General features: G+C 63.1%; 16 protein-coding genes and 2 tRNA genes. 9 read left to right on the forward strand and 9 right to left on the reverse strand.

Annotated elements, in window-relative coordinates:
* The first annotated feature begins 194 nt into the window (after positions 1-194).
* Positions 195-461 (forward strand): SPOR domain-containing protein, encoded by a 267-nt coding sequence (locus AC27IQ_RS05710; RefSeq protein WP_487088834.1) that lies wholly within the window; start codon positions 195-197, stop codon positions 459-461.
* 40 nt (positions 462-501) lie between these two features.
* Positions 502-834, forward strand: a complete 333-nt coding sequence (locus AC27IQ_RS05715) for an I78 family peptidase inhibitor (RefSeq protein WP_487088807.1) — start codon at positions 502-504, stop codon at positions 832-834.
* Between the two features lie 60 nt (positions 835-894).
* Here AC27IQ_RS05715 and hemW read toward each other — a convergent pair whose 3' ends face one another.
* From hemW to AC27IQ_RS05740, 5 genes are all read right to left on the reverse strand, one after another.
* Positions 895-2,151, reverse strand: coding sequence for a radical SAM family heme chaperone HemW (hemW, locus tag AC27IQ_RS05720; protein WP_487088809.1), 1,257 nt, complete (start codon positions 2,149-2,151; stop codon positions 895-897).
* Positions 2,152-2,181: 30 nt separating this feature from the next.
* Entirely contained in the window at positions 2,182-2,781 is a 600-nt protein-coding gene (gene rdgB / locus AC27IQ_RS05725) for an RdgB/HAM1 family non-canonical purine NTP pyrophosphatase (RefSeq protein ID WP_487088811.1), read from the reverse strand.
* 122 nt (positions 2,782-2,903) lie between these two features.
* Complete coding sequence (rph, locus tag AC27IQ_RS05730; protein WP_487088813.1) at positions 2,904-3,635, reverse strand: ribonuclease PH; 732 nt, start codon at positions 3,633-3,635, stop codon at positions 2,904-2,906.
* Between the two features lie 97 nt (positions 3,636-3,732).
* Positions 3,733-4,635, reverse strand: coding sequence for a PP2C family protein-serine/threonine phosphatase (locus AC27IQ_RS05735; RefSeq protein WP_284424634.1), 903 nt, complete (start codon positions 4,633-4,635; stop codon positions 3,733-3,735).
* Positions 4,632-5,648 carry a serine/threonine protein kinase gene (locus tag AC27IQ_RS05740; protein ID WP_272548837.1) on the reverse strand — a complete coding sequence of 339 codons (1,017 nt, stop codon included), beginning with the start codon at positions 5,646-5,648 and terminating at the stop codon, positions 4,632-4,634. Before AC27IQ_RS05740 ends, AC27IQ_RS05735 begins: the two co-directional genes overlap by 4 nt.
* A gap of 90 nt (positions 5,649-5,738) precedes the next feature.
* On the opposite strand from AC27IQ_RS05740, the gene AC27IQ_RS05745 reads away from it, so the two are divergent.
* The 4 genes from AC27IQ_RS05745 to AC27IQ_RS05760 all read left to right on the forward strand — a co-directional run bounded on the left by AC27IQ_RS05745 (position 5,739) and on the right by AC27IQ_RS05760 (position 9,882).
* The gene (locus AC27IQ_RS05745) at positions 5,739-6,632 is read left to right on the forward strand and encodes a YicC/YloC family endoribonuclease (protein WP_284424763.1); all 894 of its coding nucleotides are present in this window, start codon (positions 5,739-5,741) and stop codon (positions 6,630-6,632) included.
* A 40-nt stretch (positions 6,633-6,672) separates the two neighbouring features.
* Entirely contained in the window at positions 6,673-7,293 is a 621-nt protein-coding gene (gene gmk / locus AC27IQ_RS05750; protein WP_272564821.1) for a guanylate kinase, read from the forward strand.
* 18 nt (positions 7,294-7,311) lie between these two features.
* Complete coding sequence (rpoZ, locus tag AC27IQ_RS05755; protein WP_272564822.1) at positions 7,312-7,515, forward strand: DNA-directed RNA polymerase subunit omega; 204 nt, start codon at positions 7,312-7,314, stop codon at positions 7,513-7,515.
* Between the two features lie 96 nt (positions 7,516-7,611).
* Positions 7,612-9,882, forward strand: a complete 2,271-nt coding sequence (locus tag AC27IQ_RS05760) for a RelA/SpoT family protein (RefSeq protein ID WP_487088816.1) — start codon at positions 7,612-7,614, stop codon at positions 9,880-9,882.
* A 17-nt stretch (positions 9,883-9,899) separates the two neighbouring features.
* Here the strand turns inward: AC27IQ_RS05760 and greB are convergent, their stop codons facing one another.
* The 4 genes from greB to hrcA form a co-directional block, all read right to left on the reverse strand.
* The gene (gene greB / locus AC27IQ_RS05765) at positions 9,900-10,457 is read right to left on the reverse strand and encodes a transcription elongation factor GreB (RefSeq protein WP_487088818.1); all 558 of its coding nucleotides are present in this window, start codon (positions 10,455-10,457) and stop codon (positions 9,900-9,902) included.
* 79 nt (positions 10,458-10,536) lie between these two features.
* Positions 10,537-10,613: transfer RNA gene (locus tag AC27IQ_RS05770), tRNA-Arg, on the reverse strand.
* 233 nt (positions 10,614-10,846) lie between these two features.
* Positions 10,847-10,923: transfer RNA gene (locus tag AC27IQ_RS05775), tRNA-Ile, on the reverse strand.
* Between the two features lie 19 nt (positions 10,924-10,942).
* Complete coding sequence (gene hrcA, locus AC27IQ_RS05780) at positions 10,943-11,947, reverse strand: heat-inducible transcriptional repressor HrcA (RefSeq protein WP_487088820.1); 1,005 nt, start codon at positions 11,945-11,947, stop codon at positions 10,943-10,945.
* 28 nt (positions 11,948-11,975) lie between these two features.
* Here hrcA and AC27IQ_RS05785 point away from each other — a divergent pair, with 28 nt between their 5' ends.
* The 3 genes from AC27IQ_RS05785 to rapZ are packed head-to-tail and all read left to right on the forward strand — an operon-like array spanning position 11,976 to position 15,408.
* Entirely contained in the window at positions 11,976-12,872 is an 897-nt protein-coding gene (locus AC27IQ_RS05785; RefSeq protein ID WP_487088822.1) for an NAD kinase, read from the forward strand.
* Positions 12,873-14,540 (forward strand): DNA repair protein RecN, encoded by a 1,668-nt coding sequence (recN, locus tag AC27IQ_RS05790; protein ID WP_487088824.1) that lies wholly within the window; start codon positions 12,873-12,875, stop codon positions 14,538-14,540. It begins immediately after the preceding gene.
* A 4-nt stretch (positions 14,541-14,544) separates the two neighbouring features.
* Positions 14,545-15,408, forward strand: coding sequence for an RNase adapter RapZ (gene rapZ / locus AC27IQ_RS05795; protein WP_284402296.1), 864 nt, complete (start codon positions 14,545-14,547; stop codon positions 15,406-15,408).
* Positions 15,409-15,443 lie beyond the last annotated feature (35 nt).

The following is a 15,443-nucleotide window of genomic DNA, read 5'->3' on the forward strand; positions in this document are numbered from 1 at the left end:
CCGAACCGGCCAGACCGCGCGCCTCTGCGCCCAAGCCAGCCGCAGCGCGGTCGGCGACGGCCCCGGAGAAAGCCGCCGCCCCGACCACCAGTGCCTCCAGTAGCGCCAGCTCGGCCTCCGCCGCCGACCGCCTCCTGTACATCAACGTCGGCCTCTTTGCCGAACCCGCCAATGCGCGCCGCGCCCATGCCCGGCTGCGGGAGGCCGGGTTGCCAGCCACGTCGCAGCCCGTCACCACCTCGGGCGGGCAGAAGCTGCTGCGCGTGCGGGTGGGGCCGTTCGCTCCGCGTCGCAAGCCAACGCGGCGGCGACCAAGGTGCGCGACCTGGGCCTGGATGCCTCTGCGGCGGCGCTCCCTGCGCCGGCGCGGAATTGACCCTTCGGCCCCCTGGCCGCGGGGACGGCGCGGGGACCGCTGCCGCGTTACCACTGGTGACCCTACCGCCAGCACCCTGCGCTAAGGTGTGCTTCTTTCATTCACCAATGACATCGCTTTCCACCATGTCCCAACGCTCCCTGACGGCCTTCGCCCTCACCGCCGCCGCCCTGCTGGCCGCCGGCTGCACCACCAACGCCCCTTGGGGCAGCGCCACGCCGGGCACCACCAGCAACACGGGCGCGCCCGCGGGCGGCATCTGCAGCGGCCCACCCGCACAGGTGGTGGTCGGCCAGAACAGCACGGCCAAGGTGGTGGAAGACGCCCGGGTGCGCTCCGGCGCGCAGATGGCCCGCGTGCTGCGCCCCGACCAGATCGTGACCAAGGAGTTCGACGCCACCCGCCTGAACCTGCAGGTGGACGCCAACGGCCGCATCGTCGCGGCGCGCTGCGGCTGACGACCGGCACCCGGTGGGCTCGGCCGGTGGTGGCGGTCCAGGCGCCGGAGCGCCCGCCCGTCAGTCGGCCAGAAAGAGCGCCTGCAGGTCGCTCAGGAAATCGAAGCCCCGCTCGGTCGGGCGCACGCGCGCCATGTCGCGCTCGATCAGGCCCTTGCGCTCAGCCTCGTCCAGCGCCTTGGCAATCGCGGTCAACGGCAGGCCCGTGCGCGCCATGAAGTCCTGCAGCGCAAACCCCTCGCGCAGGCGCAGCGCGTTGAGCATGTATTCGAACGGCAGGTCGGCCCGGCGCACCTCGTCGTCCTGCGCCACCGCATGGCCTGCCAGCGCGTGGTCCATGTACCGTCCGGGGTCCCGAAAGCGCACCTGCCGCACCACGCGGTGCGCGAAGCTGATCTTGCTGTGCGCGCCCGCGCCGATGCCCAGGTAGTCGCCGAACTGCCAGTAGTTGGTGTTGTGGAAGCAGCCGTGGCCCTCGCGCGCATAGGCCGAGATTTCATAGCGCTGCAGCCCGGCCTGCGCCGTCATCTCGGTAATGCGGTCCAGCATGGCGTAGGCCTGGTCGTCCTCGGGCACCACGGGCGGAAACTTGGCGAACACCGTGTTGGGCTCGATGGTCAGGTGGTAGATCGAGATGTGCGGTGGCCGCAGCGCCAACGCGGTGCGCATGTCCTGCTCCAGATCGGCGAGCGTCTGGCCCGGCAGGGCGTACATGATGTCGAGATTGAAGGTCTCGAACGACTGCGCCGCCTCTTCCACCGCAGCCATGGCCTGGGCACCGTCGTGCACCCGCCCCAGCGCCTTCAGGAAACGGTCGTCGAAGCTCTGCACGCCGATCGACAGCCGCGTCACCCCGGCCGCGCGGTACGCCCGGAAGCGGTCCTTTTCGAACGTGCCGGGATTGGCCTCCATCGTGATCTCGCAGTCCGCCTCCAGGCGCAGCCGCGCGCGCAGGCCGCCGATCAGCTGGTCGATGGCGGCGGGCGAGAACAGGCTGGGCGTGCCACCGCCAATGAAGATGCTGTGCACCGTCCGGCCCCAGATCAGCGGCAGCGCCGCCTCCAGGTCGGCCATCAAGGCGTCCAGGTAGCGCTGCTCGGGCAGGGCCTGCGCAACGCCACCCTCGCGGTACTCGTGCGAGTTGAAATCGCAGTAGGGGCACTTTTTCAGGCACCAGGGCAGGTGCACATACAGCGACAGCGGCGGCAGGCTGCCCAGCTGCAGCACGCCGGGCCGCATGGAGTGCTGCACGTCGCGCACGGGCGCCGGCGCGGCCTCCGCCGAGGCCTCGGGAACGATGGGAATGGAAAGGGACACGGCCAGGAATCTCCGAAAGGCGCCAGCGCCTCAGAACCAGCGCTCGCGCATCAGCGCCAGCATCTGCTGCGCCGACCGGCCCCGGTGGCTGTGGGCATTCTTCACCTCCGTCGGCAGCTCGGCGAAGGTCTTGCCGAACTCGGGCACGACCATGATCGGATCGAACCCGAAGCCCTGGCTGCCACGCGGCTCGCGCGCGATCTCGCCCACGACCCGGCCCACGGCGATGAGCGGCTCCGGATCCTCGGGCGTGCGCACCGCCACCAGGGTGCTCACCATCGCCGCGCGGCGCTGGTCGATGCCCTGCATCTGCTCCAGCAGCGCGCGCACGTTGTTCGCGTCGCCCTTGTCGTAGCCGAAACGGGTCGCGTAATACGCCGTGTCCACGCACGGCAATCCACCGAAGGCATCGACGCACAGGCCGGCGTCATCGGCCAGCGCCGGCAGTCCGGTGTGCTGGGCGGCAAAGCGCGCCTTGGCCAGCGCGTTCTCCACGAAGGTCCGAAAGGGCTCAGACGCCTCGCCGACGCCCAGGTCCGCCTGGCGCACGAGCACCACGCCGAGCGGCGCCAGCAGCGTCTGCAGTTCGGCCAGCTTGCCCTGGTTGTTGGATGCGAGTACGAGTTTCATGGTCAAAATGGCTTCCAGCGCATATTCATCTAGGGCATATCGCTACAAATTCAATAGCAAATGCGATTTCCATCGGTGCAAAGGGGGTCGTCCAGGGACGGCCAAGCCCGCATTCGCTATCGCTATCCGTCGCGCAGCGCCTGCTGCTGCAGCGCCACCAGTTCGGCCACGCCCTTTTCGGCCAGCGACAGCAGGCGGTCCATCTCCTGGCGGGTGAACGCCACGCCTTCGGCCGTGCCCTGCACCTCCACGAAGTGGCCGGCGCCGGTCATCACCACATTCATGTCGGTGTCGCAGGCCACGTCTTCCACGTACTCCAGATCGAGCAGCGGCGTGCCTTCCACGATGCCGACCGAGATGGCTGCCAGCGGGGCCGTGATGGGCGATTCGGCCAGCTTGCCGCGCGCGATCAGATGGGCCACCGCATCCTGCGCCGCAACCCAGGCACCCGTGATGGCCGCCGTGCGCGTGCCGCCGTCGGCTTGGATGACGTCGCAGTCCAGTTGCAGGGTGCGCTCGCCCAGGCGCTGGAGATCGAACACGGCCCGCACGCTGCGGCCGATCAGGCGCTGGATCTCCTGCGTGCGGCCATTCTGCTTGCCGCGGGCCGCCTCACGGTCGCTGCGGGTGTGGGTGGACCGGGGCAGCATGCCGTACTCGGCCGTCACCCAGCCTTCGCCGCTGCCGCGCTTGTGGGGCGGCACGCGCTCTTCCACCGACGCGGTGCACAGCACCTTGGTGTTGCCGAACTCGATGAGCACCGAGCCTTCGGCGTGCATGGTGTAGCGGCGGGTGATGCGCACCGGGCGCAACTGGTCGGCGGCACGGCCGCCCGGACGGGTGAAAGAGGTCATGGAATGGGGTCCGGTAGGAAACGAAAACAGGGCGGCGAAAACAACACGGTCACCCGGCAGGCGCTGCGTCCGGCCGAGCGCCGGGCGGAGCGAGCGTTCAGGCCTTGCGGGCCGCCGAGCGGCGGATGGCCTCGTTGATCTCGGCGATGGAACGCTCGATGGCCTCGTCGTCCAGGTCGTCGTCCACCATGTCGAGCGGCCCGGCCTGGATCGTGGAGGAAAACCCGTCGTCGCTGATGCTGTCGGTCGAAATGCCCTGGGTGGATTCGAACGCATCGGGCGTTTCCCACTCCAGCGCCACCACGGTCACGTTGTCGCTGGTGTCGCCGGCCTTGCGCAGCGCGTCTTCGACCAAGTCGGGCACCGACTGCGAGACCGGCAGGCGGCTCAGCTGGCGGGCGATGGTCTCGTCGTCCAGCGTGCCCCACAGGCCGTCGGAGCACAGCAGGATGCGGTCGCCCTGCTCCAGGGCCACCGGGCCGGTGATGTCGTAGATGGGTTTGGTCGGCGATCCCAGGCAGGTGAACAGCACATTGCGGTTCACCCGTTCGATGCCCTGCAGCGGCATGTTGCGCAGCTCCAGGTACGAGTGGTCGCGTGTGCGCGTGAACAGCTCGCCCCCGCGCACCATGTACAGGCGCGAGTCGCCGCAGTGGATCCAGCTGGCAGAGCCCTCCTGCACCACCGCCACGACCAGCGTGGTGCGGGGCGTGTCCAGCATGCCGCGGTCGGCCGCGTAGCGAAGGATCTGGTGGTGTGCGGCCAGCAGCGCGTCGGCCAGAAATCCGTGCACGTCTTCCAGCGTGGGCTTGGCGTGCCGCTGGAACGCGGCGGACACCGTCTGCAGCGCCAGTTGCGCCGCCACTTCGCCCTCCGGGTGGCCGCCCATGCCGTCCGCCAGCACGAACAGGCTGGACTCCCGCGTGTAGCAGTAGCCCATGCGGTCTTCATTGGTTTCGCGGCCACCCCGACGGCTGACCTGGAAGACGGAGAATTTCATTTCGGCTTCGCCCCCATTCGCGTGGCCTCGCCCACCTTCTGCACATTCTTCTTGGTATCGGACACCAGCGTATCGAGCTGCAGGCGCATCTTCTCGCCCACGGACAGCTTCGTGTAGCGCCGCTCGCCCTCGCGGCTCAGTTCCTTTTGCAAGGCGAACACCGACTGGGGCCGCGACAGCGGGTCGAGCGCCATGCACCATTCGACCACCTCGATCAGGTTGTCGGAGTAAACGCCGCGCAGCTTGGTCAGCGCCAGCGACAGGCGGTCCTTGTCGGAGCGCTGCGGCGCCTCGTTGGGCGGGAATCCCTGCATGCAGGCGTAGATGCAGGCGCCGATCGCGTAGATGTCCGTCCAGGGGCCCATCGACGAATCGCGGCGGTACATCTCGGGCGCCGCGAAGCCGGGCGTGTACATCGGGCGGATGAAGTTGCCCTCCTTCGAGAGCACCTCGCGCGCCGCGCCGAAGTCGATCATCACCGCCTTGTTGTCGTCGGTGATGAAGATGTTGGCCGGCTTGATGTCGAGGTGCAGCATCTTGTGCTGGTGCACGATGCGCAGGCCGCGCAACACCTCGTCAAACAGCGAGCGGATCGTGGACTCGCGGAACACCTTCTGCGTTTTGAGGTCGCGCGCGGTGATGATGAAGTCCTGCAGGGTGGCCCCTTCCAGGTAGTTCATCACCATGTAGACGGTTTCGTTTTCCCGGAAGAAATTGAGCACGCTCACCACCGAGGCGTGCGAGATCTGCGCCAGGGCCCGGCCTTCCTCGAAGAAGCTCTTGAGGCCCAGACGGTACAGCGACAGCTTTTCGGGAGGCACCTTGGGCAGCAACTCGCCCGGGCCGCGGGTGGCCAGGGAAGAAGGCAGATATTCCTTGATGGCGACCTGCTGGCCGTCCGGGTCGATGGCCAGATACACCACGCCGAAGCCGCCGGAGGAGAGCCGGCGCACCACGCGGTAGCCACCAATCGTGGTGTCGGGCGGCAGGGGGGCCGGCTTGATTTTTGACATATTTTGCGAAGAAACCTCGGGCACGAATCGGAACCCGGATAATCGCCGGATCGCAAGCAACCACCGAAAAGTCCAATGGCAGTTTACAGCATGACCGGATACGCCAGCGCACAGCAAAGTGCATCCGCGGGAGGGGGCGAAACCGATGGCCGCACCCGCCGCCTGGGGCTGGAGATCCGGTCCGTCAACAGCCGTTTCCTGGATCTGTCGTTCCGCTTGCCCGACGAGTTGCGCGCTCAGGAACCGGTGCTGCGCAGCCTGCTCACCGCCCGCCTCAAGCGGGGCAAGGTCGAAGTCCGCGCCTCCATCGAGAACGAAGACACCACCGCCCTGCCCGACCCGGCACCCCGCCTGCTGCAACGGCTGAACTCCGCGCAGGACGCCGTGCGCGCCTGGCTGCCCGACGCGGCCCCCTTGAGCGTCGCCGACGCCCTGCGCCTGTGCGCGAATGCCGGCTCCGTCCAGGACGACTGGAGCGATGCCGTCCCGGCCCTGGCCGAAAAAGCGCTGAAAGATCTCCTCCAAGCCCGCGAACGCGAAGGCAAGCGCCTGTCGGCCATGCTGCAGGACCGGCTCGAACAACTGCGTGCCCTGGCACACCAGGCCACGCCGCTGGTTCCCAAGCTGGTGGAGCAGCAGCGCCAGCGCTTCATGGAACGCTGGAAGGAGGCCATGGCCCTGGCCGACAACGCCACGCTGCCCGAAGCCGCCCAGGATCGCGCCCTGACCGAGGCCACCGCCTTCGCCATCCGCATCGACGTCGCGGAAGAGATCACCCGGCTGGATTCGCACCTGGACGAGATCGAACGCCTGCTCAAGAAAGGCGGTGAAGTGGGCAAACGCCTGGACTTTCTCATCCAGGAACTGCACCGCGAAGCCAACACGCTCGGCTCCAAATCTGCCGCCATGGAACTCACGCGCATCAGCGTGGACATGAAGGTCCTGATCGAGCAGATGCGCGAGCAGGTCCAGAACATCGAGTGAGTGATAATCCTTTTTTGATAGCAGCCAGTACCTATCCCGCATGGACTACCCTGGAAATCTATTCGTAGTGGCAGCGCCCAGCGGCGCGGGCAAATCGAGCCTGGTCAAGGCGTTGCTGGAGCTGGACTCCCATGTGCAGCCTTCGGTCTCGCACACCACCCGGGCACCACGCGGGCAGGAAAAGCACGGCCGCGAATACTTCTTCACCTCGGAGCAGGAATTCGACGCCATGGTCGCCTCTGACGGCTTCGTGGAATGGGCCCACGTGCACGGCCGCCGCTATGGCACATCCCGCAAGGCCATCGAGGAGCGCATCGCGCAAGGCGCCGATGTGGTCCTAGAAATCGACTTCCAGGGCGCCATCCAGGTCAAGCAGGCCTTTGCGAATGCCGTCCTCATCTTCATCCTCCCCCCCAGTTGGGAAGAACTGAGATCCCGCCTGGAACGCCGCGGGGAAGACGCCCCGGACGTGATCGAGATCCGGTTGAAGAATGCCGCCCAGGAAATGGAACAGGCCTACAAATTCGACTTCGTTATAATCAACGAACTCTTTGAGCGTGCGCTTTTCGACCTGAAAACCATCGTCCACGCTCAGCGGCTGAAGTATGCGGCGCAACGCCGTGCACGGGCCGATACGTTCGAATCCCTCAATATCACCTGATCCTTCTGGAGAAGACGCATGGCCCGCATTACCGTTGAAGACTGCCTCGAGCACATCCCCAACCGCTTTCAACTCGTGCTGGCAGCCACGTACCGCGCCCGCATGCTGAGCCAAGGCCATGCCCCCAAGATCGAAAGCCGCAACAAGCCTGCGGTGACCGCTTTGCGCGAAATCGCCGAAGGCAAGGTCGGTCTGGAGATGCTGAAGAAGGTCCCGGGCTGACGCGCCCAGGTCTGCTGCTGCAGCCCAATAGCACCGCTTTGCGGTGCTTTTTTTTGGCCAAAACCCCCGATCTCCCCAGCAAGCTACATTAAAGGGATGAATGCGGTCTTGAATAAACCATCTGCCCAAGACCTGCGCCCCGGCGAAAGCGGGGCGGCGGGAGGCACGTCCGCAGCAGCCGCCAACGCAGCAGCGGCCAGTTTTGCGGCCCTCACCGAGAACCTCGGTTACCTCGACGCAGCCAGCATCGAACAGGTTCGGCAGGCCTACCGCTTTGCCGACGAAGCCCACCTGGGGCAGTTGCGCAACAGTGGCGAGCCATACATCACCCACCCCATCGCAGTGGCGGCCCAGTGCGCCACCTGGAAGCTGGATGGCCAGGCGCTGATGGCGGCACTGCTGCACGACGCCATGGAAGATTGCGGCGTCACCAAGTCCGATCTCATCGATCGCTTCGGCCTGCCGGTGGCCGAATTGGTGGATGGCCTCACCAAGCTCGACAAGCTGCAGTTCAACACCCGCGAAGAGAACCAGGCCGAGTCCTTCCGCAAGATGCTGTTGGCAATGGCCCGCGATGTACGGGTCATTCTGATCAAGCTGGCCGACCGCACGCACAACATGCGCACGCTCTCGGACATGCCGCGCAGCAAATGGGGCCGCATTTCTTCCGAAACCCTCGAGATCTATGCCCCTATCGCCCACCGGCTTGGGCTGAACCAGACCTACCGGGAGCTGCAGGATCTGTCATTCCGGCATCTCCACCCCTGGCGCTACGCGACCCTGTCCAAGGCGGTGAACAAATCGCGCAACCGCCGGCGCGATATCGTGCAGCGGGTTCAAACCGAGGTCGACACCGCGTTTTCGAAGTTGGGCATGAAAGCCCGCCTCGCAGGCCGCGAGAAAACGCTCTATGCCATCTACCAGAAGATGGACACCAAGCACCTCAGTTTTGCCCAGGTCACAGACATCTACGGCTTTCGCGTGATCGTGCCGACCGTGGTCGATTGCTACACGGCACTGGGCGTGCTGCATCAGATGTACAAGCCTGTTCCTGGGCGGTTCAAGGACCACATCGCCATTGCCAAGCTCAACGGCTACCAGTCGCTGCACACCACCTTGGTCGGCCCTTCCGGGGTCAACATCGAATTCCAGATGCGTACCGAGGAAATGCACGTGGTGGCGGAAGCCGGCGTGGCCGCCCATTGGCTGTACAAAGCACAGGATGCCGATGGATCGGCCGCGGAGCGCCTTGGCACCAAGTGGCTCCAGTCGCTGCTCGACATTCAGAACGAAACACGGGATGCCGCGGAGTTCTGGGACCATGTGAAGGTCGACCTGTTCCCCGATGCGGTCTATGTCTTCACCCCCAAGAGCCAGATCATGGCACTGCCACGGGGCGCCACGGTGGTCGATTTCGCCTATGCCATCCACAGCAATGTGGGTGACCGCACCACGGCCGCCAAGATCAACAACGAGCAGGTCCCCCTGCGGACCGAGCTCAAGAACGGCGATGTGGTGGAGATCATCACGGCGCCGGTGTCCACGCCCAATCCCGCCTGGCTGGGCTTCGTGCGCACGGGCCGCGCACGCTCGAAGATTCGCCACTACCTCAAAACGCTGGCCCATACTGAATCAGCGGGACTGGGAGAGAAGCTGCTGACCCAAGCCCTGAGGGCCGAGGGGCTGGAACGCCTGCCGACCGAGTCGGAGAACCAGGCACTGTGGGACAAGCTGCTCCGCTTCACAGGCAATCGAACACGCAATGAACTCATGACCGACATCGGTCTGGGCAAACGCATCGCGGGCATCGTGGCGAAACGACTCATGGTGCTGATGACGGAGCATGGACACCGACCCGATGCCCTGTTGCTGACCCGTGAAAGGTATTCATCCCACGAAACCCTGTCGCAAGGTGGCGTGACTTTGGACGGCAGCGAGAACGCATCCGTTCAATACGCGAATTGCTGCCGCCCGGTACCGGGAGACCCCATCGTCGGCTACCTGGGGCGCGGTGAAGGGCTGGTGGTTCATAACGCCCAATGCAGCGTGGCGAAAAAGCTTCAGCACAAGGACAGCGAGCGCTTTATCGCGGTGGACTGGGCCGATGAGCCCACGCGCATGTTCGAAACCGGCATCGTTGTGACCGTGGCCAACGGCAAGGGCGTCTTGGCGCGCATCGCCGCCGAACTGGCGAGCTCCGAAGCGGACATCGTTCACGTCGACATGGACGATGAAGCCGCCATGGACACGACCGATTTGCGTTTTGTCATCGCTGCACGAGACCAGTCACACGTCGAGGCCTCCTTGCGCAATTTGCGCCGAACGCCCGCAGTGCTTCGCGCCTTCCGCGTGCTGCCCCAGGGGTGAGGCAGGCACCTTGCTCCCTATGCCACCGGTTGGGGATAGCGGACGTCCAAAACCTCCAGCGTCCGCGTGCCACCTGGCGTGGCCAACTGAACCTGATCCCCTTCGCGGGCCTTCAGTAAGGCCCGAGCCACCGGCGACACCCAACTGACTTGCGCCAGGCCCGTCTCGACTTCATCGATTCCCAGGATCGTGATGGTGCGCTCGACGCCTTCATCGTCCGCATAGTGGACCGTGGCACCAAAGAACACCTGATCACTTCCGGCGTGAATGGCGGGATCGACCACCTCGGCAATTTCGAGTCGTTTGGTCAGGAACCGAATCCTGCGATCAATTTCGCGCAGGCGTTTCTTGCCGTACAGGTAGTCCCCGTTCTCCGAACGGTCCCCATTGCTTGCAGCCCAATGAACCACTTCAACGATCTTGGGCCGCTCGTTGTCGATGAGATCCAGCAGTTCATCGCGCAGCCTGGCGTAGCCGGAAGGGGTGATGTAGTTCTTGCCACCCGCAGGAAGGGGTGCAGGGGAAAAATCTTCGTCATCGGACTGATCCGATTCTTTGGTGAATGCCTTGCTCATGGGTGCATTTTGATGCAGAGAGCATTCGAATCCCCAACGGAAAAAGCCCTAGAACATCACTGTTCTAGGGCTTACCGTTTGGTGCGGCTGGCAGGAATCGAACCCACGACCCCTTGGTTCGTAGCCAAGTACTCTATCCAGCTGAGCTACAGCCGCTAAGCTTTGAATTATAGCATGTTTTCAACGCCATCATTCAATTCTTGTTTTGATTTTTACGCGAACTCTGTGACGAACTTCGCAATCAAGCATGACTTAAATTCTAACCCATCTTTTGATGGCTGCTTGGCTTCGTTTGCAGAAAACGCAGGCATCTCAACTCTCATGTCCACGCAGTGCACCTGAACAGGCACGCGAGGAATGGCCATGAACAGCAATCAAGCCCGTTGAACTGGTAGGGCGTGAGGGACTTGAACCCGCGACCAAAGGATTATGAGTCCTCTGCTCTAACCAACTGAGCTAACGCCCCCCGCGCCAATTGTATGTGCTTACTTGCGGTAACTCAGCGCGTTGGAAACCAGCTTGGAAGTGATGTCCACGATCTGGATCATCCGGTCGTACGGCATTCGGGTGGGCCCGATGACCCCCAGTGTGCCTACGACTTGCCCGTCTACTTCATATGGAGAGGTGACTACCGAAAGCTCCTCAAAAGGGACGATCTGGCTCTCTCCCCCAATGAAGATGCGTACGCCATCTGCACGGTTGGAAACATCGAGCAAACGCAGGATCTGCGTCTTCTGTTCGAACAGGTCGAAAGCACGCCGCAGGTTGCCCATGTCGTTGGAAAAATCACTGACTGCCAGCAGGTTGCGCTCGCCGGAAATCACCACATTGTCCTGAGACTCCGCCATCGCTTCGGACCCGACGTTGACAGCCGCCTGCATCAGCGAGCCGATTTCCTCCCGCAGCTGATCCACCTCCGTCTTCAAGCGCTCGCGCACTTGGTCCATGTCCATTCCGGAATAGTGGCTGTTCAGGAAATTGGCCGCTTCTACCAGATGCGATTGCGAGTAGTCCACATCGGTGAAGATCACGCGGTTCTGCACGTCTCCTTCAGGGGAGACGATGATGACCAGAAGCCGCTTTTCGGACAATCTCAAGAATTCGATGTGCCGGAACACCGAGGCACGCCGGGGCGCCATGACAACGCCCACGAACTGGGACAGGCTGGACAACAAATGCGCCGCGTTGGCAATCACCTTTTGCGGTTGCTCTGCAGCCAGCTGCGGCGAATACAGCTGTTCGCGCTGCACTGTCAACATGGTGTCAACGAACAGGCGATACCCTTTGGCCGTCGGAATTCGGCCGGCAGACGTGTGCGGGCTTGCGATCAGTCCGATCTCTTCGAGATCGGCCATCACGTTACGAATGGTGGCGGGAGAGAGGTCGAGACCGGACGCGCGCGACAGCGTACGCGAACCCACGGGTTGGCCATCGGCTATGTAGCGCTCTACGAGCGCCTTCAGCAACAACTTGGCACGGTCATCAAGCATTGAATCATTTTAATGATCTAATTTCCCAATGAAGCTCAGGTTCACACGGGTCGCACTCTTCGGCAAGTACCAGCCGCTCACTTCCAGCGTTATTTCTGACAGTTCGCGCAATGCCGTACAAGAGGTTGCCCAGTTCCTCAGAAATGAAGGCTGTGAACCCATTCTGGAACAGGAAACGGCGCACAACACCGGCATTTCTGACTATCCTGCGATGCAGGTGGAACAGATCGGCAAGGAGTGCGATCTGGGGATGGTGATCGGGGGAGACGGCACGATGCTGGGCATCGGTAGGCAATTGGCCCCCTACAAAATTCCGCTGATCGGCATCAATCAGGGAAGGCTGGGCTTCATCACCGATATCCCTTTGGGCGAGCATGCTTCAGCACTGAAGCCGATGCTCCATGGCGAGTATGAAGAAGACGCCAGGCCCCTCATGCATGCCTGCGTGATGCGTCAGGACGAATGCGTATTTGAAGCCCTGGCGCTCAACGACGTCGTCGTCAATCGTGGATCCACTTCCGGCATGGTCGAATTGCGGGTGGAAGTGGGTGGGCATTTCGTCTCGAACCAAAGGGCAGACGGGCTGATCATCGCTTCGCCCACTGGATCTACTGCCTATGCGCTCTCCGCGGGAGGCCCAATGCTGCACCCTGCAATTCCTGGTTGGGTGATGGTCCCCATCGCACCCCATACGCTGTCCAATCGACCCATCGTGCTGCCGGATTCGACGGACATTGCGGTGGAAGTCGTAGGGGGCCGGGACGTCAGCGCCAATTTCGACATGCAGTCGCTGGCATCGCTCCAGCATGGCGATCGGATCGTGGTTCGGCGGTCGGAGCACTTCGTGCGCTTCTTGCACCCTCGAGGCTGGAACTACTTTGCTACGTTGCGCAAAAAATTGCGCTGGAATGAAGGGGGCTCATAGATGGCGCTCAAACGGATCGCATTGCGCGATTTCGTCATCGTGGATGTCCTGGACCTGGATCTTCACAAAGGATTTACGGTGCTGACCGGAGAAACGGGTGCAGGCAAATCCATCCTGATCGATGCCTTGCAAATGCTGCTGGGCGGCCGCGCCGATGCCGGAGTGATTCGCGAGGGAACCGAGCGTACGGACATCTGCGCTGAATTCGATTGCCCATCCAGTTTGTCTGCATGGCTTGATGAAGCAGGCATCCCGCAGGAGGAAAGCCTGCTGCTTCGCCGAACCATCGATCGGCAAGGAAAAAGCCGTGCGTGGATGAACGGCATTCCAGCAACCGCTACCCAAATGCGGACCGTGGGGGCGCATCTCCTCGATATCCATGGCCAGCACGCATGGCAGAGCTTGACGCGCCAGGATGCCGTTCGCAGCCTGTTGGATGCCTATGGCGGCATCAGCACCGCGGCGCTGGAGCCGCTTTGGACTCGCTGGCGTGACGACCGCAAAGCGGTCGCGCAAGCAGAAGCGGCCAGACATACCCTGCAACAGGAGCGGGAACGACTGCAGTGGCAGATCAGTGAAGTCGAAAAGCTGGGCCCGGCATCCAGCGAGTGGGAAGAACTCAACACCCAGCACAGCCGCCTTTCTCACGCCCAAGCCTTGCTGGACAGCGCGCAAACGGCCCTGTCCGCGCTGGAGGATGAAGAGTCCGGTGCACAGACTCAGTTGAGCCGCGCCTGCCAGCTGCTGCAGGAGCAGCAAACCCTCGATCCCGAATTCAAGGCGATGGGAGAGGTGCTTCAGTCGTGCATGGACCAAGCGGCCGATGTGGCTCACTCCTTGCAAAGCTATCTCCGGCACACGGAACTCGATCCCGAGCGACTTGAACAGTTGGATTCACGCCTGTCGCTGTGGATTTCGTTGTCACGCAAATACAAGCGGACGCCATCGGAGTTGCCGGCACTGCTGGAGGGATGGAAAGCGGAACTCTCCAAACTGGAGACGGCAGCAGACCTGGAAGCGCTCAATGCGGCCGAACAGGCCAGTGGTACAGCCTATCGCAAGGCGGCGCAGGCTGTGTCCCGGCAGCGGACAACCGCAGCACCAAGGCTTGCCCAATCAATCACACAAGCCATGCAGGGCCTTGGCCTGGTGGGCGGGCGGTTTGAGGTGCTTTTGGAACCGACACCGGAACCCGGCATTCAAGGTCTCGACAGTGTTTCTTTTCTGGTCGCAGGGCATCCTGGCGCCACGCCCCGGCCTGTTGGCAAAGTCGCTTCGGGGGGGGAGCTGTCTCGCATATCGTTGGCCATTTCCGTGACGACAAGCCAGTTGGGCGAGGCCCCTACCCTGATTTTTGACGAGGTGGACTCAGGCGTCGGAGGCTCCGTCGCCGAGACGGTGGGTCGGCTGATGCAGCAGTTGGGCCGCGATCGACAGGTGCTGGCCGTTACCCATCTTCCGCAGGTGGCAGCCTGTGCAGATCACCATCTGATCGTGGCAAAAACCAGTCAGGATCAGCACACCATCAGTCAGGTGACCGTGGCGAAGGGAGAAAAACGCGTGATCGAAATGGCTCGGATGTTAGGAGGGGAACGCCAGTCGAAGGCGACCATGGCGCACGCACGCGAAATGCTCAGCAGCAACCAACCCGCACAGATCAAGGCATGACGAAATGACGCTAGAGGTCGTATTGATCACAGGCATGGCGGGTTCCGGCAAATCCGTTGCCTTGCATGCATTGGAAGACGCAGGCTACTACTGCGTAGACAACCTGCCACCGGAATTGTTGGCCGCCTTCGTGGCGCTGGAGCATCAGCACCATGGCAACCGGATTGCCATCGCAATGGATGTTCGCAGCGCCACCGCGTTACCGCTGGTTCCGCAGGAATTGAAACGCCTGCGCGGCGAGGGCGTGGTCGTCCATTCGCTGTTTCTGGATGCCACCACCGACACATTGATCCGGCGATTTTCGGAAACGCGCCGACGCCACCCCCTCTCCAGAGACGAATGGACGGAAGGCCAACGCGCATTGCTGCAAACTATCGAACTGGAACGTGAACTGCTGGCCGAGTTGCGTGAGCAGTCCCATGTCATCGACACGAGCGCCATTCGAGCAGCGCAATTGCAGGGTTACGTCAAAAGCCTGATGCCCGCCCTGCCCGGGCAATTGACGCTGGTCTTCCAATCGTTTGCATTCAAACGCGGGGTGCCTGTCGATGCGGATTACGTCTTCGACGTGCGCATGCTGCCCAATCCCCACTATGAGCCCGCGTTAAAGGCATTGACGGGCAAAGACCAGCCTGTCATCGACTATTTGCAGCACCAGGCTGATGTGAAACTGATGCAGGAGCACATCGCGCAGTTCCTTTCTCACTGGCTGGAGCCTTTGGCGCAGAATCACCGAAGCTACGTGACCGTGGCCATTGGCTGCACGGGGGGGCAACACCGCTCGGTTTATTTGGTGGAGCGCCTGGCGGTGCACTTCAGCCAGCGTTGGACCACCCTGCGGCGGCATCGTGAGCTGGACGGCCTGTGACTTTCACGTCTCGCCACAGAGTGGCGAGACGTGAA

It is taken from the genome of Acidovorax sp. KPB24-07 (assembly GCF_057543315.1).